Source organism: Streptomyces sp. NPDC048192 (assembly GCF_043202415.1).
Lineage (GTDB): Bacteria > Actinomycetota > Actinomycetes > Streptomycetales > Streptomycetaceae > Streptomyces.
In genome coordinates this window covers 147,592-168,480 of the sequence record NZ_JBIDAL010000010.1, presented here as the reverse complement: position 1 = coordinate 168,480, position 20,889 = coordinate 147,592, and the positions used below count along the sequence as shown (strand labels likewise).

Here is a 20,889-nt window from a genome sequence, read left to right as displayed (position 1 = left end):
TGGTGCCACCACCACCATAAGTTCCGACTCCCCACCAGTATCCCGCGCGCCCGAAGCTCGACGCATGGCGATCGACACCACCACTTCATCCACCCCGACCTCCACGGGCACGACGCTCGACACCCCCCGGCCGCCCCGGTTGTCGACGCGTGACAAGCTCGTCCTGTTCGTGCTGTGCGCCGCCCAGTTCATGGTCGCGCTGGACTTCTCCGTGCTGAACGTGGCCCTGCCCGAACTCGGCGGCGACCTCGGCATGAGCCGCTCGGCGCTGCAGTGGGCGGTCACCGCGTTCGCGCTGCCCTCCGGCGGGTTCCTGCTGCTCTTCGGCCGCATCGGCGACCTGTACGGCCGCCGGAAGCTGTTCCTGAGCGGCCTGGCCCTGTTCGGCGCGGCCTCGCTGCTGGCCACCCTGGCCTGGGACCCGGCGTCCTTCCTCACCGGACGCGCCCTGCAGGGCCTCGGCGCGGCGGCCATCGTCCCGACCGGCATGTCCCTGCTGACCACCACCTTCCCCGAGGGCCCGGCCCGCGACCGCGCCCTCGGCATCTCCGGCACGCTGCTGTCGCTGGGCTTCACCGTCGGCATGGTCGCGGGCGGTGTGCTGACGGACGCGTTCGGCTGGCGCTCCACGATGGCCCTGCTGTCGGTGTTCGCGCTGATCGTGCTGCCGCTGGCCCCGGGCCTGCTGCCGGAGTCGCGCACGCCGCAGCGGCCGCGCCTGGACGTGCCCGGAGCGGTCACCGTCACCGCCGGACTGCTGTCCCTGATCTACGCCCTGTCCACGGCCGCGGACCACGGCTTCGCCCGCGCCGACGTCGTCACCACCCTGGTCGCCGGCCTGCTCCTGCTGGCCGCGTTCACGGTCGTCGAGTCGCGTACGGCCGCCCCGCTGGTCTCGCTGCCGATGCTGCGCCGCCGCACGGTGGCCTGGGGCAACGTGGGCGGCCTGGTCACCTTCTCGATGATGTCGACGGTGGTCTTCGTGCTGACCCTGTACCTGCAGGAGGTCCTGCGCCTGTCGGCCTTCGAGACGGGCCTGGTCTTCGGGGTCCAGGGCGTACTGTCGGCGGTCGCCGGCACCCTCGCCCCGAAGGTGATCGGCCGCTTCGGCGCCCGCCGCACCCTGGTCGGCTCGCTGACCGGCCAGGGCGCGCTGATCGCGACGCTGCTCCTGCTGAACGCCCACACCTGGTCGGTCTGGCTCGCGACGGCCGCCGTGTCCCTGGCCAGCATGTGCCACCTGGGCGCGATCATCTCGTACGGCCTGACCGTCACCTCGGGCGTCCCCGACGAGGAGCAGGGCCTGGCCACCGGGCTGGTGACCTCCACCCAGCAGGTGGGGATCACGGTCGGCATCCCGCTGCTGGGGGTGCTGGCCACCACCTCCGGCGACCTGCTGAGCGGCGTCCACACGGTCCTCGCCCTGGACGCGGGCGTGGTCCTCGCCGCCGCCGTCCTGGTCGGGCTGGGCCTGCGCCGGGGTCAGTCCAGGGTCTGAACGATCACGCTCCGCGCGGCCGTGTGCACCACACGGCCGCGCGCGCCGTTGACCAGGGGAAGGTACGGCGCGACATGCCCGCACTCGACGTCGGCGACGATCGGCACCCCGAGGGGGCCGAGCGCGTCCAGGACGGCCTCGTGCTGGGTGAGGGTGGGGCTGTCGGGGGCGTGGGTGCGGCCGACGAGGACGGCGGCGGCCCGGTCGAAGAACCCGGCGAGCCGCATGCCGTGCAGGTGGCGGCAGATGGTGTAGGCGTTGTCCTCGCAGGCCTCGACGTACACGAGCAGCGGCTCGTCCCCGGCGAACCGGGAGGTGTCGAGGTACGGGGTGCCGGCCAGATGGCCGATGGTCTCGACGCAGCCGCCGATCAGCCGGCCCTCGACGTCCACGTCACCGGCGCCGTCCAGGCGGGTCCAGGCGCCCTCGGCGTCGAGGGTGAAGTCGCGGACCTCCGGGTGTCCGACGAAGTCGTCGAAGCGGGCGGTCCGGTACCGGCCGGGCGGCTGCTGCGCGAGCGGCTCCCCCGGCGCGGCGGTCGCGATGTCGAGCCAGGACATGAGGCCCCCGGGCGTCCGGTAGGGGGTCTCCATCAGGTTGTTGCCGTGGACGGTCGCGACCCCGGTGCGCAGGGTCAGCGGGGTGAGGATCGTGGACATGTCCGAGTAGCCGACGACCCAGGTCGGCTCGGCCCGCCCGATCGCCTCGAAGTCCAGCAGCGGCAGCAGGTCGATCGCCGTCTCGCCGCCCCACGGCGGCACCACGGCCCGGATCGCCGGGTCGGTCAGCATGGCGGTCAGCTCGGCGGCGCGGTCCGCGGCCGGGGCGCTGAGGTGCGTCGAGCCGTCCATGCACCGGCCGACGACCACCTCGTATCCGCGCTGTTCGAGGTCGCGCAGCGCCACGTCGAGACGGGCGCGCATCTTCTCGGCCACCCCGCTGGAGGGGGAGGTCACACCTATACGGTCGCCGGGGCGCAGGGGGCGCGGATACCTGGTCGTCATACGTCAGATCCGACCGCGTGCGGGCGGCGCCGGGCAACCGGATTTACGGCCGGTCCAGCCGCAGCCGCTCCGCCCGGGGCAGGCCGGCGACGACGAGGTCGTAGGAGTCCTCGATCAGCTCTTCGACCAGCCGGTCCGGCAGTCCGCCGTCCACCGTGACGGTGTTCCAGTGCCGTTTGTTCATGTGCCAGCCGGGGACGATCAGCCCCTCGTGGTCGGCCCGGAGCCGGATCGCGTCCTCCGGGTCGCACTTGAGGTTGACCGTCAGGGGCCGCGCGTCCAGGGCGGTGAGGGCGAACATCCTGCCCTGCACCTTGAAGACCGAGGTCTCCGGGTTGAACGGGAAGTCCTCCACGGCCGCGTTGAAGGACAGGCAGAAGGCGCGCAGCTCCTGAGGGGTCACTCGGACGTCTCCTCCTCGACGGCCGGCACGGGGACCGGTTCCACCAGGACCGTGACGATCTTGTTCCGGCGTCCGGCGGCGGCCTCCGCGGTCAGCTTCAGCCGGCGCTCGTCGGGCAGCTCGACCTCGGCGGACGCGCCGGCGATGGGCACGCGGCCGAGGGCCTTGGCGAGCAGGCCGCCGACGGTTTCCACGTCCTCGTCGTCGTACTCCTCCAGGCCGTACAGCTCGCCCAGGTCGGTGATGTCGAGGCGGGCGGTGACCCGGTAGCGGTCGTCGCCGAGCTCCACGACGGGCGGGAGCTCCCGGTCGTACTCGTCGGTGATCTCGCCGACGATCTCCTCGAGGATGTCCTCGATGGTGACGATGCCGGCGGTGCCGCCGTACTCGTCGATGACGACGGCGACGTGGTTGCGTTCCTTCTGCATCTCGCGCAGCAGGTCGCCGGCGTTCTTGGTGTCCGGCACGAACACGGCGGGCCGCATCGCGGTGGAGACCAGGTCGCTCTCGGCGTCCCGGCTGATGTGCGTCTTGCGGACCAGGTCCTTCAGATACACGATCCCGACGATGTCGTCCTCGCTCTCGCCGGTGACCGGGATCCGGGAGAAGCCGGAGCGCAGGGCGAGGGTGAGGGCCTGCCGGATGGTCTTGAAGCGCTCGATGGTGACCAGGTCGGTGCGCGGCACCATGACCTCGCGGACGAGGGTGTCGCCCAGCTCGAACACCGAGTGCACCATGCGGCGCTCCTCGTCCTCGATCAGCGACTCCTTCTCGGCGAGGTCGACCAGCGCCCGCAGCTCGGCCTCGGAGGCGAACGGGCCGTGCCGGAAGCCCTTGCCGGGCGTGAGGGCGTTGCCGATGAGGATGAGCAGCGAGGGGATCGGCCCCATGATCCGGGCGAGCGGCAGCAGCACGTACGCCGCCGCGGTCGCGGTGTTCAGCGGGTGCTGGCGGCCGATGGTGCGCGGGGAGACGCCCACGGCGACGTACGACACCAGGACCATGACCGCGATGGCGGTGAGCAGCGCCTGCCAGGTGGCGGGGAACTCCTCCAGGCAGGCGTACGTCACCAGGGCCGCGGCGGCCATCTCGCAGGCGACGCGGACCAGCAGGGCCACGTTGAGATAGCGGGTGGGGTCGGCGGCGATCTGGGCGAGCCTGGCGCTGCCGCGCCGCCCCGACTTGACGGCCTCCTCGGCCCGGAAGCTGGAGATCCTGGCGATGCCCGCCTCCGCGCAGGCGGCGAGCCAGGCGACGACGACCAGCGCGATCGCGCCGATGACGATCTGCGGAGACATACGGGCCGCTTATGAGACGGTCGGCGCCGGGGAGGGCCCGGTCAGCCCGCGCTCGGCCCGCCACCCGTCCACGATGGCGGCCTGCAGCCCGAACATCTCGGCCTTCTCGTCGGGCTCCTCGTGGTCGTAGCCCAGCAGGTGCAGCACCCCGTGGACGGTGAGCAGCTGCAGCTCCTCGTCCATGGAGTGCCGGGTCGGGGCTTCCTCGCCCTGTTTCCTGGCGACCTCCGGGCACAGCACGATGTCGCCGAGCAGCCCCTGCGGCGGCTCGTCGTCGTCCTTGGACGGGGGCCGCAGCTCGTCCATCGGGAACGACATGACATCGGTGGGCCCGGGCAGGTCCATCCACTGCACGTGCAGCTGCTCCATGGCGTCGGCGTCCACGACGATCACCGAGAGCTCGGAGAGCGGGTGGATGCGCATCCGCGCGAGCGCGTAGCGGGCGATGTCGAGGATCGCCTGCTCGTCGACCTCGGTGCCGGACTCGTTGTTGACGTCGATCGACATGGTCGTGCTGGTCTACTTCCCCTTGGAGCCCTTGGCGCCGGTCTTGGCACGGCCGCCCTTGTGAGCGCCGTTCTCGGTGCCGTACTTGCTGTCGTACTTCTCGTACGCGTCGACGATACGGCCCACCAGCTTGTGCCGTACGACATCGTGGGACGACAGCCGGGAGAAATGGACGTCCTCGACCCCTTCGAGGATCTCCTGCACCTGGCGCAGACCGGACTTCTGCCCGTTGGGCAGGTCGACCTGCGTCACGTCGCCGGTGATCACGATCTTGGAGTCGAAACCGAGGCGGGTGAGGAACATCTTCATCTGCTCGGGGCTCGTGTTCTGGGCCTCGTCCAAGATGATGAAGGCGTCGTTCAGGGTCCGGCCGCGCATGTACGCGAGCGGCGCGACCTCGATCGTCCCCGCCGCCATCAGGCGCGGGATGGAGTCCGGGTCGAGCATGTCGTGCAGCGCGTCGTACAGCGGGCGCAGGTAGGGGTCGATCTTCTCGTACAGCGTGCCGGGCAGGAAGCCGAGGCGCTCGCCCGCCTCCACCGCCGGCCGGGTGAGGATGATCCGGTTGACCTGCTTGGACTGCAGGGCCTGCACGGCCTTGGCCATGGCCAGGTAGGTCTTTCCGGTACCGGCGGGGCCGATGCCGAAGACGATCGTGTGCTTGTCGATCGCGTCGACGTACCGCTTCTGGTTGAGGGTCTTCGGACGGATGGTCCGGCCCCGCGAGGACAGGATGTTCTGCGTGAGCACCTGCGCCGGGGTCTCGGGCCCGTCGCTCGTCCCGTCCTCGCTCGCCTTGAGCATGGCGATCGAGCGTTCCACTGCGTCCTCCGTCATCGGCTGCCCGGTGCGGAGCACCAGCATCATCTCGTCGAACACGCGCGAGATCAGAGCGACGTCCACCGGGTCGCCGACCGCGCTGATCTCATTGCCCCGGACGTGGATGTCGGCCGCCGGGAAGGCCCTCTCGATCACACGCAGGAGGGAGTCGCCGGAACCCAGCACGGTCACCATGGGGTGCTGGGCGGGGACGGTGAACTGCGCTCTCGCCTGCTCCTGCGCGGGGGTGTGAGCTGTGGGTGTCTGTGTCATGGGCCGGCGCTTAAGGCCTGCGCTTCCTCCTCGTCACGGCCGCACGGCTGAGGGCGGCCTCGCGATTCCAGGGTACGACGGTGCACTGACAACCCCGTAGGGCTTTTCATACGAGCGCGCCCGCGGGCACGTCATCCGGAGCGGCGGAAGCCGATCGTCGGCACCGCCCGCCGCAGGGGCCAGGGCCGGTCCAGCACCTCCGGCACCAGGCCCTCCAGGAACGCGTAGCGCTCCAGCGCCGCCGGGTCCTGCCCGGGAAGTGCCTGCACCCGGCGCCACCACGCCCCGATCTCCGACCAGCCCGGCGCCGACAGGGACCCGCCGAACTCCTGCACCGACAGGGCCGCCGTGAGCCCCGCGAAGGCCAGCCGGTCCGCCAGCGGCCACCCCGCCAGCGAGCCCGTCACGAACCCGGCGACGAAGACGTCTCCGGCCCCCGTGGGATCCAGCGCCTCCACGGCGATCGCCGGCACCTCCGCCGCCTCGCCCGTCCGCCGGTCCACCGCGTACGCGCCCTCCGCCCCCAGGGTCACGACCGCCACCGGCACGTACTCGGTCAGGGCGTGCGCGGCGAGCCGCGGGCAGTCGGCGCCGGTGTACCGCTTCGCCTCCTCCGCGTTCGGCAGGAACGCCTCGCAGTACTCCAGATCGGCGAGCCCGGCCAGGTCCCACGCGCCGGTGTCGTCCCAGCCGACGTCGGCGAAGATCCGCGTGCCCTCCCGTGCCGCCTTCGCGATCCACGGCGCGCGCGTGCCGGGCGTCAGCGAGGCCACGGCGGCACGCGCGCGGGGCGGGCACGAGGGGCTGCCCTCGGGGCCGAACACGGCCTCGGGCGGCGGCTCGTGCCCGTGCGACACCATCGTGCGCTCGCCCTCGTACGCCATGGACACGGTGACCGGCGAGTGCCAGCCGGGCACGGTCCGGGACGCCGACAGGTCGATGCCCTCGCCCTGCTCCAGCGCGTCCCAGCAGTACTCGCCGTAGTGGTCGTCGCCGAAGGCCGCCGCGAGCGCGGTCCTCAGGCCGAGCCGGGCCAGGGCGGTGGCCATGTTGGCGACCCCGCCGGGGCTGGAGCCCATGCCCCGGGCCCAGGACTCGGTGCCGCGCACCGGCGCCGAGTCCAGACCGGTGAAGACGATGTCGAGGAAGACCGTGCCCGTCAGATAGACGTCCCAGGGCGGGTCCCCGGGCGCGCGCAGCCCGGCGAGCGGATCGACCTGGGCCTGCCGGCGTGCGGCGGTGGTGAGGTGTTCCGGTTCCTCTCCGAGGATCGAGTGCGACGGGGTCACGGTGCGCTCCCTGGCGTGGTGCGGATCTCGCCAGTGTGCACCAATCACGCCGCCGCGCACGGGGCTACCAGCGGGGCATCACCGGTTGCCGCCAGCCGGGCTCGGCGACCCGCATCGCGGCGGCGTCGTCGCGGTCGCGCAGCGCGCCGTCGTCCTCGGCCCACCGCCGGTGCAACCGGGCCAGTTCGTCCCGGTCGAGCTCGACGCCGAGGCCGGGCGCGTCGGACACCTCCACCTTCCCGGCGCGGAACTCCGGCCGCTCGGTGAGGACGTCCTCGGACTGCCAGGGGTAGTGGGAGTCGCAGGCGTGGTGCAGCTCGGGGACCGTGGCCGCGACCTGGGTCATGGCGGCGAGGCTGATCCCGAGGTGGGTGTTGGAGTGCATCGACACCCCGACGCCGAACGCGGCGCACACCGCGGCGAGCCGCTGGGTGTTGCGCAGCCCGCCCCAGTAGTGGTGGTCGGAGAGCACGACCTGCACGGCGTCCCGGGTGAAGGCCTCCTTGATCTCGGCGAAGGTGGTCACGCACATGTTGGTGGCGAGCGGGACCTCGGTCCCGGCCGACACCTCCGCCATCGCGGGCGTGCCCAGCGTCGGGTCCTCCAGGTACTCCAGGACGTCCCCGAGTTCCTTCGCCACCTTCAGCGAGGTCTCCACCGACCAGGCGCCGTTGGGGTCGAGCCGCAACGGCTGCCCGGGGAAGGCCTCGGCGAGGGCCCGTACGGCGGCGATCTCCTCCTCGGGCGGGAAGACACCGCCCTTGAGCTTGAACGACCCGAACCCGTGCCGCCGCTGCAACTCCCGCGCCTGGTCCACGATTCCGGCCGGATCGAGCGCGGCGCCCCAGTCGTCCGGTTCGGCGCTCACGCCCGCCGGATGCGCGGCCCACTTGTAGAACAGGTAGGCGCTGTAGTCGACGGCGTCCCGAACCTTGCCGCCGAGCAGCGCGTGCACGGGCAGCCCGAGCGCCTTGCCCTGGGCGTCCAGGCAGGCCACCTCGAAGGCGGACAGCACCGACAGCCGCAGCTTGTCGGCGCTCAGCACACCGCGCAGCCCGCCGGCGTCGGCCTGTCCCCGCACCCGGGACTCGTCGACACCGAGGTCGATCGCGAACAGGCCGTTCACGTGCATGACCGAATGTCCGGGGAGCAGTCCGGCCAGCCGGCGGGCCGGTTCCAGGTACTTGGCGTCACCGTAGGTCTCGCCGAGCCCGGTGATGCCATCCACGGTGACGATCTCCACGATCAGCCGCGGGGTGTACGGCTGGTGCACCCCCTGGGTGTTGAGCAGCGGCGCGTCGGCGACCAGGATCGGCGTCAGCCGCACCTCGGCGATGGTCAGGTCACGGATCACAGGAGGATCATCTCTCCTTATGAATGTCGTCCATATATGAGAACGAACCTCAACTTCTCCTACCCGACCCCACGCACAGCAAACCGAAAAGTGATGTAGATCGCACCGCTCACGTTTCCTCGGCAAACCGCGTGCTTGGTACAACTTCCTAGCGCGTCCCTGTCCGTCGACGGTCGTCGCTCCAACCCCTTTGCCGAGCCCTTCCTTCCGCCTGCCCTGGGAACGCCCGTGTCCGCCCGCCGCACCCTGCCCTGGCCCCTCGTCGCCCTGTTCACGGCCGGGTATCTCGCGCCGTATCTGCTGCCGACCGTCGTGGGCCGGCTCGATTCCGGACTTCCGCTCAGCCCGACCCAGGCCGGGGCCGTCGGCAGCGCGCTGCTGCTGGGTTCCGCGGCGGCGGGCTTCCTGCTGGCCTCCCGGGTCGACCGGACCGGCCCCCGCACCCTCGCCCGCGCGGGCCTCGTGCTCGCCGCCCTCGGCTACGGCGGCGCCGCGCTCACCGCCTTCGTACCGGCCGTCGTCGCGGGCGCGGTCGCCGGCGGGTTCGGGTCCGGCACGGTCACGGCGGTGGCCGCGACCGCCATCGCCGCCCACCGCGATCCGCACCGGGTCACCACGCTCGGCCTGTTCGGCGTCTCCGCCCTCGCCGGCGCCCTCTACCTGACGATCCCTCACCTCGGCCCCGGCCACGGCGTGCCGCTGGCCGCGATCGCGCTCACCGCGCTCGCCGTCCTGCCGCTCACCGGCCGGCTGCCCGGCCGTACGGCCCCGGCCCGCACGGCGTCGTCGGCGCACGCGCGGCTGCCGCACCCGCGGGCCGGACTGCTGCTGGCCGCCGCCATGCCCTGCTGGTCCCTCGCGCAGAACGCCCTCTGGGGTGTCAGCGGCCGGATCGGGCTCGACCAGGCCCACCTGTCGGAGGTCACCGTCGGCGCGGTGTTCGCCGTCGCGCTCGGCGCCGGGCTCCTCGGGGTCGTCGGGGCCGGCGCGCTCGGCCCCCGGCTGGGCCAGGCGGTGCCCATCGGCGCCGGCACGGCCCTGATCGCGGGCTGCATCGCGCTCAGCGCGTCGGCGTCCGGGCTGCCGTCCTTCGCGGCGGGCGAGATCTCCTGGAACCTGCTCTACCCGGTCGTCCTGTCGTACGTCATCGGCCTGGCCGCCTCCCTCGACCCGCGCGGCCGCTGGGCGGTGCTGGTCGGCTCGGCGGCCTCGCTTGGCACGGCGGCGGGACCGCTGGCGGGGAGTGTGCTGGCGGCGGGGGCGGGCTTCCCGGCGATGGGGCGGCTGCTCGCGGCCGGGCTGCTGCTGATCGCCGCGCCGATGACGGCGGTGGCGCTGCGGGCGGGCCGGCGCCCCCTGCGGGGCACGGAACTCCCGGTCGTGGAAATCCCCGTCGTGGAAATCCCGGTCGTGGAAATCCCGGTCGTGGAAATCCCGGTCGTGGAAATCCCGGTCGTGGAAATCCCGGTCGTGGAAATCCCGGCCGCGCAGCTGCCGGTCACGGAGCTGCCGGTCGTGGAAGTCCCGCTGGAGGCGCCCGCCCCGGCCGACCGCGGCGCCTACGACACCGCGTCCCCGAACTCGTACGCGTCGACCTCGGCGAGGTAGCGGGCCCGGCGCTCCTCGTCGTCCTCCAGGAAGGAGGCGAGGAAGGAGTTGCGGGCCAGCTCGCGCAGCCGGTCCTCGGTCAGTCCCAGGGTCCGCCGCACGGCGTCGAAGTTGTCGCCGGCGTACCCGCCGAAGTAGGCCGGGTCGTCGGAGTTGACCGTGCACAGCAGCCCGGCGTCGAGCATGGCCGGCAGCGGGTGGTCGGCGAGGGTGTCGACGGTGCGCAGGCGGACGTTGGACAGCGGGCACAGGGTGAGCGGGATCCGTTCCCGGACCAGCCGCTCGACCAGCGCCGGGTCCTCCATGCAGCGCAGCCCGTGGTCGACGCGCTCGACGCCGAGCACGTCCAGGGCCTCGGCGATGTACGCCGGCGGCCCCTCCTCGCCGGCGTGCGCGACCCGGCGCAGCCCGAGCGCGGCGGCGGCCTCGTACACCTCCCGGAACTTCGCCGGCGGATGCCCGACCTCGGCGGAGTCCAGGCCGACGCCGGTGATCCGGTCCAGGTACGGCCGGGCCGCCCGCAGGGTCTCCATGGCCGACTCGGCGGAGTCGTCCCGCAGGAAGCACAGGATGAGCTTCGTGGAGACGCCGTGGTTCTCCTCGCTGCGTCCCAGCGCCCGCCACAGTCCTTCCACGACCGTGCCCAGGTCGACGCCGCGCGCGGTGTGGGCCTGCGGGTCGAAGAAGATCTCCGCGTGCCGGACGCCCTGCGCGGCGGCCCGCGCGAGATAGGCGTTCGCCAGGTCGGCGAAGTCCTGCTCGGTGCGCAGGACGGCCATCAGCTCGTAGTAGAGGTCCAGGAAGGACTGGAGGTCCTGGAACCGGTAGGCCTCGCGCAGGGCGTCGGTGCCGGCGTACGGCAGGGTCACGCCGTTGCGGGCGGCCAGCTCGAAGGCCAGCTCCGGCTCCAGGGTGCCTTCGATGTGGAGGTGCAGTTCTGCTTTCGGGAGGGGCATCAGGGCATCGTACGGCTGCTTCATCGACGTTTCGGAACCGGCACTCGCTGCAGATCGTGTGCCACGGTCAGCTCGCCCTCGAAACCGGCCGCCCGCGCCTGCCGCTCGAACTCCTCCGGATCGGCGTAGCGCTGGCTGAAGTGGGTGAGGACCAGGTGCCGTACGCCCGCGTCCCGGGCCACCGCCGCTGCCTGACCGGCCGTCAGATGGCCGAACTCGACGGCGAGTTCCGCGTCCTCGTCGAGGAAGGTCGACTCGATGACGAGCAGGTCGCAGCCCTCCGCGAGCGCGTGCACGCCGTCGCAGAGCCGGGTGTCCATGACGAACGCGAACCGCTGCCCGCGCCGCACCTCGCTGACGTCCTCCAGCCGCACGTCCCCGAGCCGGCCCTCGCGCTGCAGCCGGCCGACGTCCGGGCCCTGGATCCCGTGCGCGGCGAGCCGGTCGGGCAGCATCCGGCGGCCGTCGGGCTCGATCAGCCGGTAGCCGTAGGACTCCACCGGATGGGAGAGCCTGCGGGCCTCGAGCGTGTACGACCCGGTCGCCGCGAGGACCCCGTCGACGGCGACCGGCGCCTCGGTGAGGGGGACCGTCTCCCGGTAGGCGGTGGCGTATCGGAGCCGGTCGAAGAAGCGCTGCCCGGAGCGCGGATAGTGCGCGGTGACCTCGTGCGGCACCTTGTCGAGATTGATCCGCTGGATGACGCCGGCCAGACCGAGCGAGTGGTCACCGTGGAAGTGGGTGACGCAGATCCGGTTCAGGTCGTGGGCGGCGACCCCGGCGCGCACCATCTGGCGCTGAGTGCCCTCGCCGGGGTCGAACAGGATGCCCTCGCCGTCCCACCGCAGCAGATAGCCGTTGTGGTTGCGGTGCCGGGTGGGGACCTGGCTGGCGGTGCCGAGGATCACCAGTTCACGTACGGACACGGCGAGTTACCCGGGCGGCCACTGCAGGCCACGGCCGCCGAGGACGTGCGCGTGGGCGTGCCAGACGGTCTGGCCGGCGCCGCCGCCCGTGTTGAAGACGGTGCGGTAGCTGTCCAGCTTCTCCTCGTCCGCCACGGCCTGGGTCTCGGCGAGCACGTCCGCGGCGAGCTGCGGGGCGCCGGCGGCGAGCGCGGCGGCGTTCTCGTAGTGGGCCTTGGGGATCACCAGGACGTGGGTGGGGGCCTGGGGGTTTATGTCCCGGAAGGCGACGGTGGTCTCTGTCTCGCGGACGATCGTCGCCGGGATCGTACCCGCGACGATCTTGCAGAACAGGCAGTCGTCCTGCGGTTCGCCGGCCATGCGTGTGCCTCCTCACGCTGGTGATCAATACCGGTGCATCGTAGTCGTATCAGGCCGGCAGCACCGGCGGTGTCTTCGCGGGCCGTTCCTCGAGTGCTTCCAGGGCGAGCCTGACCGCCTCGTCCAGTTGGACGTCCCGGCCCTGGGCCCAGTCCTGGGGCCGCTGTACGACCTCCACGTCGGGGTCCACGCCGTGGTTCTCCACGTCCCAGCCGACCCCCTCCAGCCACATCGCGTACTTCGGCTGGGTCACCAGGGTGCCGTCGACCAGGTGGTAGCGGCTGTCGATGCCGATGACGCCGCCCCAGGTGCGGGTGCCGACGACCGGGCCGATGCCGAGGGCCTTGATCGCGGCGTTGACGATGTCGCCGTCGGAGCCGGAGAACTCGTTGGCGACGGCGACGACCGGGCCGCGCGGGGCGTCGAGCGGGTAACTGGTGGCGCGCATGCCGCGCGGCAGGTCCCAGCCGATGATGCGGCGGGCCAGCTTCTCGACGACCAGCTGGGAGGTGTGGCCGCCGCGGTTCTCGCGGACGTCGACCACCAGTCCCTCGCGAGCCACCTCCACGCGCAGGTCCCGGTGGATCTGCGCCCAGCCGGGGGCCTGCATGTCGGGCACGTGGAGGTAGCCGAGCCGGCCGTCGGAGGCGGCGTGGACGTGGGCGCGGCGGTCGGCCACCCAGGCGTGGTAGCGCAGCGGCTCCTCGTCGGCGACCGGGACGACGACCGTGTGGCGCGGCTCGCCGCCGCCCGCCGGGGAGACGGTCAGCTCCACCGGCCGGCCGGCCGTGCCGGCGAGCAGCGGCCCCGGCCCGGTGACCGGGTCGACGGGGTGGCCCGCGACCGCGATGATCGCGTCCCCGGGGCGGACCGCGGCACCGGGTGCGGCGAGCGGGGAACGGGCGTCCGGGTCGGAGGTCTCCGCGGGCAGGATCCGGTCGACCCGCCAACTGCCGTCCGAGTGGCGGGAGATGTCGGCGCCGAGCAGGCCGTGCCGGGGGCCGTCGCCGCGGCCGCCGGCGGGGATGACGTAGGCGTGCGAGGTGCCGAGTTCGCCGTGCACCTCCCACAGGAGGTCGACCAGGTCGCCGTGGGTGGCGACACGGGCCAGCAGCGGGCGGTAGCGGTTCAGGACGCCGGTCCAGTCGGCGCCGCCGAGGTCGGGGCGCCAGAAGTGGTCGCGCATGAGGCGGCCGGTCTCGTCGTACATCTGCCGCCACTCGGCGGCCGGGTCGAGGGTCTGCCGGACGCGGCCCAGGTCGACGGTGACGCTGGTGTCGCCGTCGTCGTCGGCGCCGGAGCGGCGGTCGCCGGGGACGACCCGGAGCCGTTCGCCGGCCCACAGCAGAACGCGTCGGCCGTCGCCGCTGACCTCGAAGTGGTCGGCGCCCGCGGCCAGCTGCTCCAGGCGCCGCTGGCCGAGGTCGTAGCGCTCCAGGTCGGTGTGCGGGGCGGGGTCCTCGGGGTGGGCGCGGGCGGCGCCGAGGACGCCGTGCACGGGGTGGCGCAGCCAGAGCACCCCGTCCTTGGCGGCGCGCAGCGTGGAGTAGCGGCCGGCCTCGACCGGGAAGGGCACGATCCGGTCGGCGAGGCCTTCGAGGTCGATACGCGTGGCGGGGGCGCCCTCGCTGTCCGGGGTCTCGTCCTTGTCGGGGCTCTCGAAGGGGCGGCCGTGGCGCTGCGGGCCGAACGGCGAGGGGGTGGTGGCGGCCAGGGTGATCAGGTGCGGCCGGGCGCCGACCACGAACGCGAGGTCGAAGACGTGCTCGTCGTAGACCGGGTCGAAGGCGCGGTTGGAGAGGAACGCCAGGTGCTTGCCGTCGAGGGTGAAGGCGGGCGCGTAGTCCTGGAAGCGGAGCGGGGTCGCCTCGGTGACGGACAGGTCGGTGGTGTGGGCGATGCGCAGCTGGGAGAGCGGGCGGGCACCGGGGTGGGCCCAGGCCAGCCAGGCGGAGTCGGGCGAGAAGGCGAGACCGGAGACCTCGCCGTCGTCGCTGCGGTCGACCTCGCGGACCTCGCCGGTCTCCCGTTCGACGAGGAGCAGCCGTCCGTCGTGCGCGGCGACGGCGGCCCGGCTGCCGTCGGGGGCCATGGCCAGCTCCAGCACCCGGCCGAGCTGCCCGGCGGCCAGCCGGCGGGGCGGGGCGCCCGGTACGGTCCCGGTCGCCGGGGCGAACTCCAGGGCGTCGTCGCCCTCCGCGTCCGTCACCCACACCACCCACTCCTCGCCGTCGGCGCGGAAGGTGCGCGGCATCCGGGCGCGGACGCCGGGGGTGGCCGCGAGGGCGCGGGCGGGCCCGGAGCGATGGGTGACCCAGTGGATGCCGCCGCGCACGCAGACGGCGCTGCCGCGCCCGGTGTGGTCGGGCGCCGCCTCGCCGAACCAGCGGGCGGCGTCCACGGACTGCGGGCGCAGATCGACGCGGGGGCCGCCGAGCCGCACCTCCAGCCGGCGCGGCTCGGCGCCCTCCAGGTCGTCCAGCAGCCAGAGTTCGCCGCCGGAGCTGTAGACGACGCGGCTGCCGTCACCGGAGGCGTGCCGGGCGTAGAAGGAGTCGAGGGGGGTGTGCCGGCGCAGGTCGGAGCCGTCGGCGAGGGAGGAGTACAGCGCGCCGGTGCCCTCGTGGTCGGACAGGAAGGCGATCCGGTCGCCCGCCCACACCGGGCACTCGATGTTCCCGTCGACCTCCTCGTGCAGCCGCTCGAACTCCCCGCTCCCCTCCCGGTCGATCCACAGCTTGCCCGCCGTGCCGCCCCGGTAGCGCTTCCAGTGGGCGGCCTCGCGGCCCATCGGCGCGGACAGCAGCACGGTGGCCGGGCCGAAGGCGACCTCGCCGACCGGGCCGTGCGGCAGGGTCTCGGCGGGGCCGCCGTCCAGCGGGACGGCGTACGCCCAGCTGTGCCGGAAGCTGTGCCGGCCGTGCGCGCCGAGCGCGAGCACCCGCCCGTCGGGGGTCCAGCCGCGCACCTCGGTACGGCGGTTGCCCCAGTACGTTAGCCGCTCGGCCGGCCCTCCCTCGGCGGGGGCCACATGCACCTCGGGCGCGCCGTCACGGGTCGAGGTCCAGGCGAGGTGCCGGCCGTCCGGCGAGATCCGGGGCGTGGTGACCGGCATGTTGTCGGCGCTGGCCCGCCAGGCCCGGCCGCCCTCCAAGGGCGCGAGCCAGACGTCGTCCTCGGCGACGAAGGCCACCAAGTCGCCGTGTACATGGGGATATCGGAGATAAGCGGCACCCTGAGTCACCCCGTCACTGTACGCAGCGGGGGCGTACCGCGCCCGGTGTTCCGATCACTTGCCCTGGACGGGCCAGCAGGTGGGATCGCCCTTGCACCACAGCGTCCGGGTGACGGTGACGGTCACGGTCGGCCGACCGCCGCCCGGCCGGTACGTGGGCGGCCGGTACGTCGGCCCGGTCGTGGCGTTGCAGTCGCCGAGCCCGTCGACGTGGAACACCTGCCGGCCGCCGACCTTCGCGGTCAGGTCCCCGCGCACACAGGCGCCGTCGACGGCCCGGGTCACCTTCCCGGTGACGGTGATCTTCCGGCCGTCCTTCGTCTCACCCCGGCAGTCGACGGACACCACGGTGCTCTCGCTGGGCGAGGGCGTCCTCTTCGCCGAGCCGCCGCCGTACTCACCGGTGCAGGTGAGCCAGCTGACGTCGACGTGCTGCCGCTTCAGCTCGGCCGTCGCGGTGGTGTCGGTGGTGTAGGCGGCGGAGGTGGTGCTGAGATCACCGGGCTGGCACGCCACCAGGACCGCACCGGCCGCCACGACGACACCGCCCGCGGCCAGCGCCCGCACCGCACGCCGGTTCCCTCTCGAAACCCCCATGCAGGCGAGGGTGCCACCGGCACGGGCGCCGGGGAAGAACACATACGGCCACTCACCCGTACGGGGGGGGCGGGCTACCCGCGCAGCAGCAGCCACTCCTGAAGCTCCACCAGGTTCCCCTCGGGGTCCTTGAGATGGGCCACCCGCATGCGGTCCGTCATGGGCGCGGGCCCGTGCACCACCACCGCACCGCGGCCGGTGATCTCCGACACGTACGCATCCAGGTCGTCCACCCGCAGCACCACCAGCGACCGGTGCCCCGTGGCCGACTCGCCCAGCTCGTCCAGCACCTCGGCCATCATCGAGCGGTCCTGCAGGGCGATCCCCGCGGAGCCGGTGTGCGGGCTGAACTTCTCGTACGGGCCCTCGGTCGCCCCGGACTGCGCCTTGAGCCCGAGGACGTCGGCGTAGAAGCGGTAGCAGGTGGCGAAGTCGGTGACCAGGAGCCGGACTTGGGCGAGTTCCACGGCGTTCCCCCAGGGTGTCGGGTGGGTCAGGACCAGCGGCCCGTTCGGCCCAGCAGCAGGGCTGCGGCCGCGGTGCCGGCGGTCGATGTCCGCAACACGGTAGGACCGAGCACGTACGCCTTCGCACCCGCCTCCTCGAAGAGCGCCAACTCGTCCCGGGCGACGCCGCCTTCCGGGCCGACGACCAGCACGATCTCTCCCTCGGCGGGCAGTTCGGCGGTCGCCAGCCGCCCGCTGTCGTGCTCGAAGTCGGAGTGCAGCACGGCGGCGAAGTCCGCTGTGGCGAGAAGTGCCGCAACCTGCTTGGTGCTCGCCGCGTCCGCGACCTCGGGGAAGCGCAGCCGGCGGGACTGCTTGCCGGCCTCGCGCGCGGTGGCCCGCCACTTGGCGAGCGCCTTCTGGCCGCGCTCGCCCTTCCACTGGGTGATGCAGCGGGCGGCCTGCCAGGGCACGATCGCGTCGACGCCGGTCTCGGTCATCGTCTCGACGGCGAGTTCGCCCCGGTCGCCCTTCGGCAGCGCCTGTACGACGGTGATCCGGGGGCTGGGTTCCGGCTCCACCGGGAACTCGTGGGGCTCCACCACCAGGTGGTCCTTGCCGGACACGCCGACGACGACCCCGGCGGCCCCACGCCCCTTGCCGTCGGTGAGCACCACGTGCTCGCCGGGCTGCAGGCGCCGCACGGAGACCGCGTGCCGTCCCTCGGCGCCCGTGACGTCGACGACCGAGCCGGGGCCCACGCCCTGGAGCGAGTCGACGACGAACACCGGCGCGGTCATCGCCGGCCGCCCAGTCCGCCCGGGCGGCCCGGTCCGCCCGGTCCGCCCGGTCCGCCCTTGGCCGACAACGCTGTCCTGGCGGCGTCGAGTTCGGCGGCCAGCACCTCCACCAGCTCCGCGGCGGGCAGCGCGCGGGCCAGCCGGTGCCCCTGCCCCGCCCACAGCGCCATGCCCTGCGCGTCCCCGGCCTTCGCGGCGGCCTTGCGCAGCGGCGAGGTGAGGTGGTGGACGTCCGGGTAGGCGGCGGGAGCGTACGGACCGTGCTCGCGCAGGAACCGGTTGACCAGTCCGCGCCCCGGCCGCCCGGAGAACGCGCGGGTCAGCTCGGTGTGCGTGAACAGGGGGTTGGTCAGCGCCTGCTTGTGCACGGCGTGGGCGCCGGACTCGGGGGTGGCGAGGAAGGCGGTGCCCAGCTGGGCCGCGCTCGCGCCGGCCGCGAGGACGGCGGCGATCTGGCTGCCGCGCATGATGCCGCCGGCGGCGACGACCGGGATGTCCACGGCCTCGCGGATCTGCGCGACGAGCGACAGCAGGCCGATGCCGGCGCCGTCGTTCTCGGGGACGTCGCGGTGGGTGCCCTGGTGACCGCCGGCCTCCACGCCCTGTGCGATCACCGCGTCCGCGCCGGCCCGCTCCACCGCGCGGGCCTCCTCGGCGGTGGTGGCCGTGACCAGGGTGAAGGTGCCGGCGCGGCGCAGGCTGTCGACCACCTCGGGGCTCGGCACGCCGAAGTGGAAGGAGACCACCGGCACCGGGTTGTCCAGGAGCACGGCGAGCTTGGCGTCGAAGCCGTCGTCCCGGCCGCTGTCCGGGTCGCCCAGCTCGGTCTCGTACCAGGCGGCCTCGCCGGCCAGCTGGTGGGCGTAGACCTCGACGGCACCGGAAGGGGGCGCGGCGTTAGCCGCTCCAGTGGTGCCGGTGCTTGCACCGGGATACTCGGGCTGCGGCATGAACACGTTCACGCCGAAGGGGCGGGCGGTGAGGCCCCGCAGCTGCTTGATCTCCTGGTACATGCCGTCGGCGGTCTTGTACCCGGCGGCGAGAAACCCGAGGCCACCGGCCTCGGAGACGGCGGCGGCGAGTTGCGGGACGGAGACACCGCCCGCCATGGGGGCCTGCACGATGGGATGCAGGAGGAGATCGGTCAGCGCGGAGGACATGACCGCATGTTGTCACGTCCTTTGAAAGAGTCCGAATCGGGCTTCCCGCGGCATAAACCGCTGGCATACGGGGTGCGGAAAACACCCCGTACCCAGCCTCTCAGCGCCCGCTTCAGCGCCCGTTGAACGCATCCTTCAGCCGCGAGAACAGGCCCTGCTGCCCCGGTTGGAACTGGCCCTTTGGGCGTTCCTCGCCGCGGAGCTTGGCCAGCTCGCGCAGGAGGCGTTCCTGCTCGGGGTCGAGCTTGGTCGGGGTCTGGACCTCGACGTGGACGACCAGGTCGCCCCGGCCGCCGCCGCGCAGGTGCGTGACACCCCGGTTGTGCAGCGGGATCGACTGGCCGGACTGGGTGCCGGGCCGGATGTCGACCTCCTCCATGCCGTCCAGGGTCTCCAGCGGCACCTTGGTGCCGAGCGCCGCGGCCGTCATCGGGATCGTCACCGTGCAGTGCAGGTCGTCGCCGCGCCGCTGGAAGGTCGGGTGCGGCAGCTCGTGGATCTCGACGTACAGGTCACCGGCCGGCCCACCGCCCGGCCCGACCTCGCCCTCGCCGGCGAGCTGGATCCGCGTGCCGTTGTCGACACCGGCCGGGATCTTCACGGTGAGGGTGCGGCGGGAGCGGACCCGGCCGTCGCCCGCGCACTCGGGGCACGGGGTCGGCACCACGGTGCCGAAGCCCTGGCACTGGGGGCACGGCCGCGAGGTCATGACCTGGCCCAGGAAGGACCGCGTGACCTGCGAGACCTCACCGCGGCCCCGGCACATGTCACACGTCTGGGCGGACGTGCCCGGGGCCGCGCCCTCGCCGTTGCAGGTGTTGCAGACGACCGCGGTGTCGACCTGGATGTCCTTGGTCGTCCCGAAGGCCGCCTCGTCCAGCTCGACCTCGATCCGGATCATCGCGTCCTGGCCGCGCCGGGTGCGCGAACGCGGGCCGCGCTGCGACGCCGTACCGAAGAAGGCGTCCATGATGTCGGAGAAGTTGCCGAAGCCGCCGGCCCCGAAGCCGCCCGCGCCGGCGCCGCTCTGCGAGAGCGGGTCGCCGCCGAGGTCGTAGACCTGCTTCTTCTGCGGGTCCGACAGCACCTCGTAAGCGGCGTTGATCTCCTTGAACCGCTCCTGGGTCTTCGGATCCGGGTTGACGTCCGGGTGCAGCTCGCGGGCGAGCCGGCGGAACGCCTTCTTGATCTCATCCTGCGACGCGTCGCGGCGCACGCCGAGAACGGCGTAGTAGTCCGTGGCCACTTACGACTCCGCCAGGATCTGTCCGACGTACCGTGCCACTGCGCGTACCGCTCCCATCGTTCCCGGGTAGTCCATGCGGGTCGGTCCGACCACGCCGAGCTTGGCAACCGCCTCGCCGCCCGAACCGTAGCCGACCGACACCACGGAGGTGGAGTTGAGTCCCTCGTGGGCGTTCTCGTGCCCGATGCGCACCGTCACGCCCGGATCCTTCGCCTCGCCGAGCAGCTTGAGGAGCACGACCTGCTCCTCCAGCGCCTCGAGCACCGGCCGGATCGTGAGAGGAAAGTCATGCGCGAAGCGGGTGAGATTGGCGGTGCCGCCGATCATCAGCCGCTCCTCGTTCTCCTCGACGAGTGTCTCCAGGAGAGTGGAGAGCACCGTCGAGACCGTACCGCGGTCCTCGGCCTCGAAGGCCTCCGGCAGGTCCTCGACCAGCTTCGGCACGTCCGTGAACCGGCGGCCCGCGACCCGGCTGTTCAGCCGCGCGCGCAGGTCGGCGAGGGAGGCCTCGCCGAAGGGCGCCGGGCAGTCGACCATCCGCTGCTCGACCCGCCCGGTGTCCGTGATCAGCACGAGCATCACGCGCGCGGGGGCGAGCGAGAGCAGCTCCACGTGCCGGACGGTGGACCGGGTCAGGGACGGGTACTGCACCACGGCGACCTGGCGGGTGAGCTGGGCGAGCAGCCGCACGGTGCGCGCCACGACGTCGTCGAGGTCGACGGCGCCCTCCAGGAAGTTCTGGATCGCCCGCCGCTCGGGCGCGGTCATCGGCTTGACGCCCGCCAGCTTGTCCACGAACAGCCGGTAGCCCTTGTCGGTGGGGATGCGCCCCGCGCTGGTGTGCGGCTGCGCGATGTACCCCTCGTCCTCCAGGGCGGCCATGTCGTTGCGGACCGTCGCCGGGGACACGCCGAGGTTGTGCCGCTCGGTCAGGGCCTTCGACCCGACCGGCTCCTCGGTGCCCACATAGTCCTGGACGATGGCGCGCAGCACCTGAAGCCTGCGTTCACTCAGCATTCGCGCGCACCTCCAGCATGTGGTCCCCTCGGCTCCGCTCGGTCCTGCCTTCGTCCGCCTGGCACTCTTCGCATGCGAGTGCCAGCGTCCCGG

The 20,889-nt window shown here is 72.9% G+C and carries 19 protein-coding genes; 2 read left to right on the top strand and 17 right to left on the bottom strand.

From position 1 onward, the window contains the following. Positions 1 to 64 precede the first annotated feature (64 nt). Positions 65 to 1,498, top strand: a complete 1,434-nt coding sequence (locus ACGFZN_RS23000; protein WP_393860328.1) for an MFS transporter — start codon at positions 65 to 67, stop codon at positions 1,496 to 1,498. On the opposite strand, the gene ACGFZN_RS22995 is transcribed toward ACGFZN_RS23000, so the two are convergent. The 7 genes from ACGFZN_RS22995 to ACGFZN_RS22965 all read right to left on the bottom strand — a co-directional run bounded on the left by ACGFZN_RS22995 (position 1,483) and on the right by ACGFZN_RS22965 (position 8,445). Then, positions 1,483 to 2,502 (bottom strand): S66 peptidase family protein, encoded by a 1,020-nt coding sequence (locus tag ACGFZN_RS22995; RefSeq protein WP_393860327.1) that lies wholly within the window; start codon positions 2,500 to 2,502, stop codon positions 1,483 to 1,485. The genes ACGFZN_RS23000 and ACGFZN_RS22995 overlap by 16 nt on opposite strands. Before the next feature lie 43 nt (positions 2,503 to 2,545). Further along, the gene (locus ACGFZN_RS22990) at positions 2,546 to 2,905 is read right to left on the bottom strand and encodes an MmcQ/YjbR family DNA-binding protein (RefSeq protein ID WP_393860326.1); all 360 of its coding nucleotides are present in this window, start codon (positions 2,903 to 2,905) and stop codon (positions 2,546 to 2,548) included. Further along, positions 2,902 to 4,203 carry a hemolysin family protein gene (locus tag ACGFZN_RS22985; protein WP_393860325.1) on the bottom strand — a complete coding sequence of 434 codons (1,302 nt, stop codon included), beginning with the start codon at positions 4,201 to 4,203 and terminating at the stop codon, positions 2,902 to 2,904. Before ACGFZN_RS22985 ends, ACGFZN_RS22990 begins: the two co-directional genes overlap by 4 nt. A 9-nt stretch (positions 4,204 to 4,212) precedes the next feature. Next, positions 4,213 to 4,710: an rRNA maturation RNase YbeY gene (ybeY, locus tag ACGFZN_RS22980; RefSeq protein WP_330340039.1), complete on the bottom strand. Its 498-nt coding sequence runs from the start codon at positions 4,708 to 4,710 to the stop codon at positions 4,213 to 4,215. Between the two features lie 12 nt (positions 4,711 to 4,722). Then, complete coding sequence (locus tag ACGFZN_RS22975; RefSeq protein WP_393860324.1) at positions 4,723 to 5,802, bottom strand: PhoH family protein; 1,080 nt, start codon at positions 5,800 to 5,802, stop codon at positions 4,723 to 4,725. Between the two features lie 131 nt (positions 5,803 to 5,933). After that, positions 5,934 to 7,091 (bottom strand): carbohydrate kinase family protein, encoded by a 1,158-nt coding sequence (locus tag ACGFZN_RS22970; protein WP_393860323.1) that lies wholly within the window; start codon positions 7,089 to 7,091, stop codon positions 5,934 to 5,936. Positions 7,092 to 7,155: 64 nt separating this feature from the next. Continuing rightward, a complete protein-coding gene (locus tag ACGFZN_RS22965) occupies positions 7,156 to 8,445 on the bottom strand; it encodes a glucarate dehydratase family protein (protein WP_393860322.1) in 1,290 nt (429 codons plus the stop codon). Between the two features lie 228 nt (positions 8,446 to 8,673). Here ACGFZN_RS22965 and ACGFZN_RS22960 point away from each other — a divergent pair, with 228 nt between their 5' ends. Then, positions 8,674 to 10,053, top strand: a complete 1,380-nt coding sequence (locus ACGFZN_RS22960) for an MFS transporter (RefSeq protein ID WP_393860321.1) — start codon at positions 8,674 to 8,676, stop codon at positions 10,051 to 10,053. Here the strand turns inward: ACGFZN_RS22960 and ACGFZN_RS22955 are convergent. The 10 genes from ACGFZN_RS22955 to hrcA all read right to left on the bottom strand — a co-directional run bounded on the left by ACGFZN_RS22955 (position 10,005) and on the right by hrcA (position 20,796). Beyond that, entirely contained in the window at positions 10,005 to 11,009 is a 1,005-nt protein-coding gene (locus tag ACGFZN_RS22955; protein ID WP_393860320.1) for an adenosine deaminase, read from the bottom strand. The two genes, ACGFZN_RS22960 and ACGFZN_RS22955, sit on opposite strands and share 49 nt — an antisense overlap. Positions 11,010 to 11,029: 20 nt before the next feature. Then, on the bottom strand, positions 11,030 to 11,935 hold the full coding sequence (locus ACGFZN_RS22950) for a ribonuclease Z (protein ID WP_393860319.1): 906 nt from the start codon (positions 11,933 to 11,935) through the stop codon (positions 11,030 to 11,032). 6 nt (positions 11,936 to 11,941) lie between these two features. Then, positions 11,942 to 12,295, bottom strand: coding sequence for a histidine triad nucleotide-binding protein (locus ACGFZN_RS22945; RefSeq protein WP_393860318.1), 354 nt, complete (start codon positions 12,293 to 12,295; stop codon positions 11,942 to 11,944). 49 nt (positions 12,296 to 12,344) lie between these two features. After that, the gene (locus ACGFZN_RS22940; RefSeq protein ID WP_393860525.1) at positions 12,345 to 15,491 is read right to left on the bottom strand and encodes a S41 family peptidase; all 3,147 of its coding nucleotides are present in this window, start codon (positions 15,489 to 15,491) and stop codon (positions 12,345 to 12,347) included. A gap of 93 nt (positions 15,492 to 15,584) precedes the next feature. Further along, positions 15,585 to 16,127: a hypothetical protein gene (locus tag ACGFZN_RS22935; protein WP_393860317.1), complete on the bottom strand. Its 543-nt coding sequence runs from the start codon at positions 16,125 to 16,127 to the stop codon at positions 15,585 to 15,587. Between the two features lie 74 nt (positions 16,128 to 16,201). After that, positions 16,202 to 16,594 carry a VOC family protein gene (locus ACGFZN_RS22930; protein WP_393860316.1) on the bottom strand — a complete coding sequence of 131 codons (393 nt, stop codon included), beginning with the start codon at positions 16,592 to 16,594 and terminating at the stop codon, positions 16,202 to 16,204. Positions 16,595 to 16,620: 26 nt separating this feature from the next. Next, a complete protein-coding gene (locus ACGFZN_RS22925; RefSeq protein WP_393860315.1) occupies positions 16,621 to 17,373 on the bottom strand; it encodes a 16S rRNA (uracil(1498)-N(3))-methyltransferase in 753 nt (250 codons plus the stop codon). Further along, complete coding sequence (locus ACGFZN_RS22920) at positions 17,370 to 18,533, bottom strand: nitronate monooxygenase (RefSeq protein WP_393860314.1); 1,164 nt, start codon at positions 18,531 to 18,533, stop codon at positions 17,370 to 17,372. Before ACGFZN_RS22920 ends, ACGFZN_RS22925 begins: the two co-directional genes overlap by 4 nt. 112 nt (positions 18,534 to 18,645) lie before the next feature. Further along, positions 18,646 to 19,779, bottom strand: coding sequence for a molecular chaperone DnaJ (dnaJ, locus tag ACGFZN_RS22915; protein ID WP_393860313.1), 1,134 nt, complete (start codon positions 19,777 to 19,779; stop codon positions 18,646 to 18,648). Beyond that, complete coding sequence (gene hrcA, locus ACGFZN_RS22910) at positions 19,780 to 20,796, bottom strand: heat-inducible transcriptional repressor HrcA (protein WP_330340026.1); 1,017 nt, start codon at positions 20,794 to 20,796, stop codon at positions 19,780 to 19,782. It lies immediately after the preceding gene. Between the last annotated feature and the right edge of the window lie 93 nt (positions 20,797 to 20,889).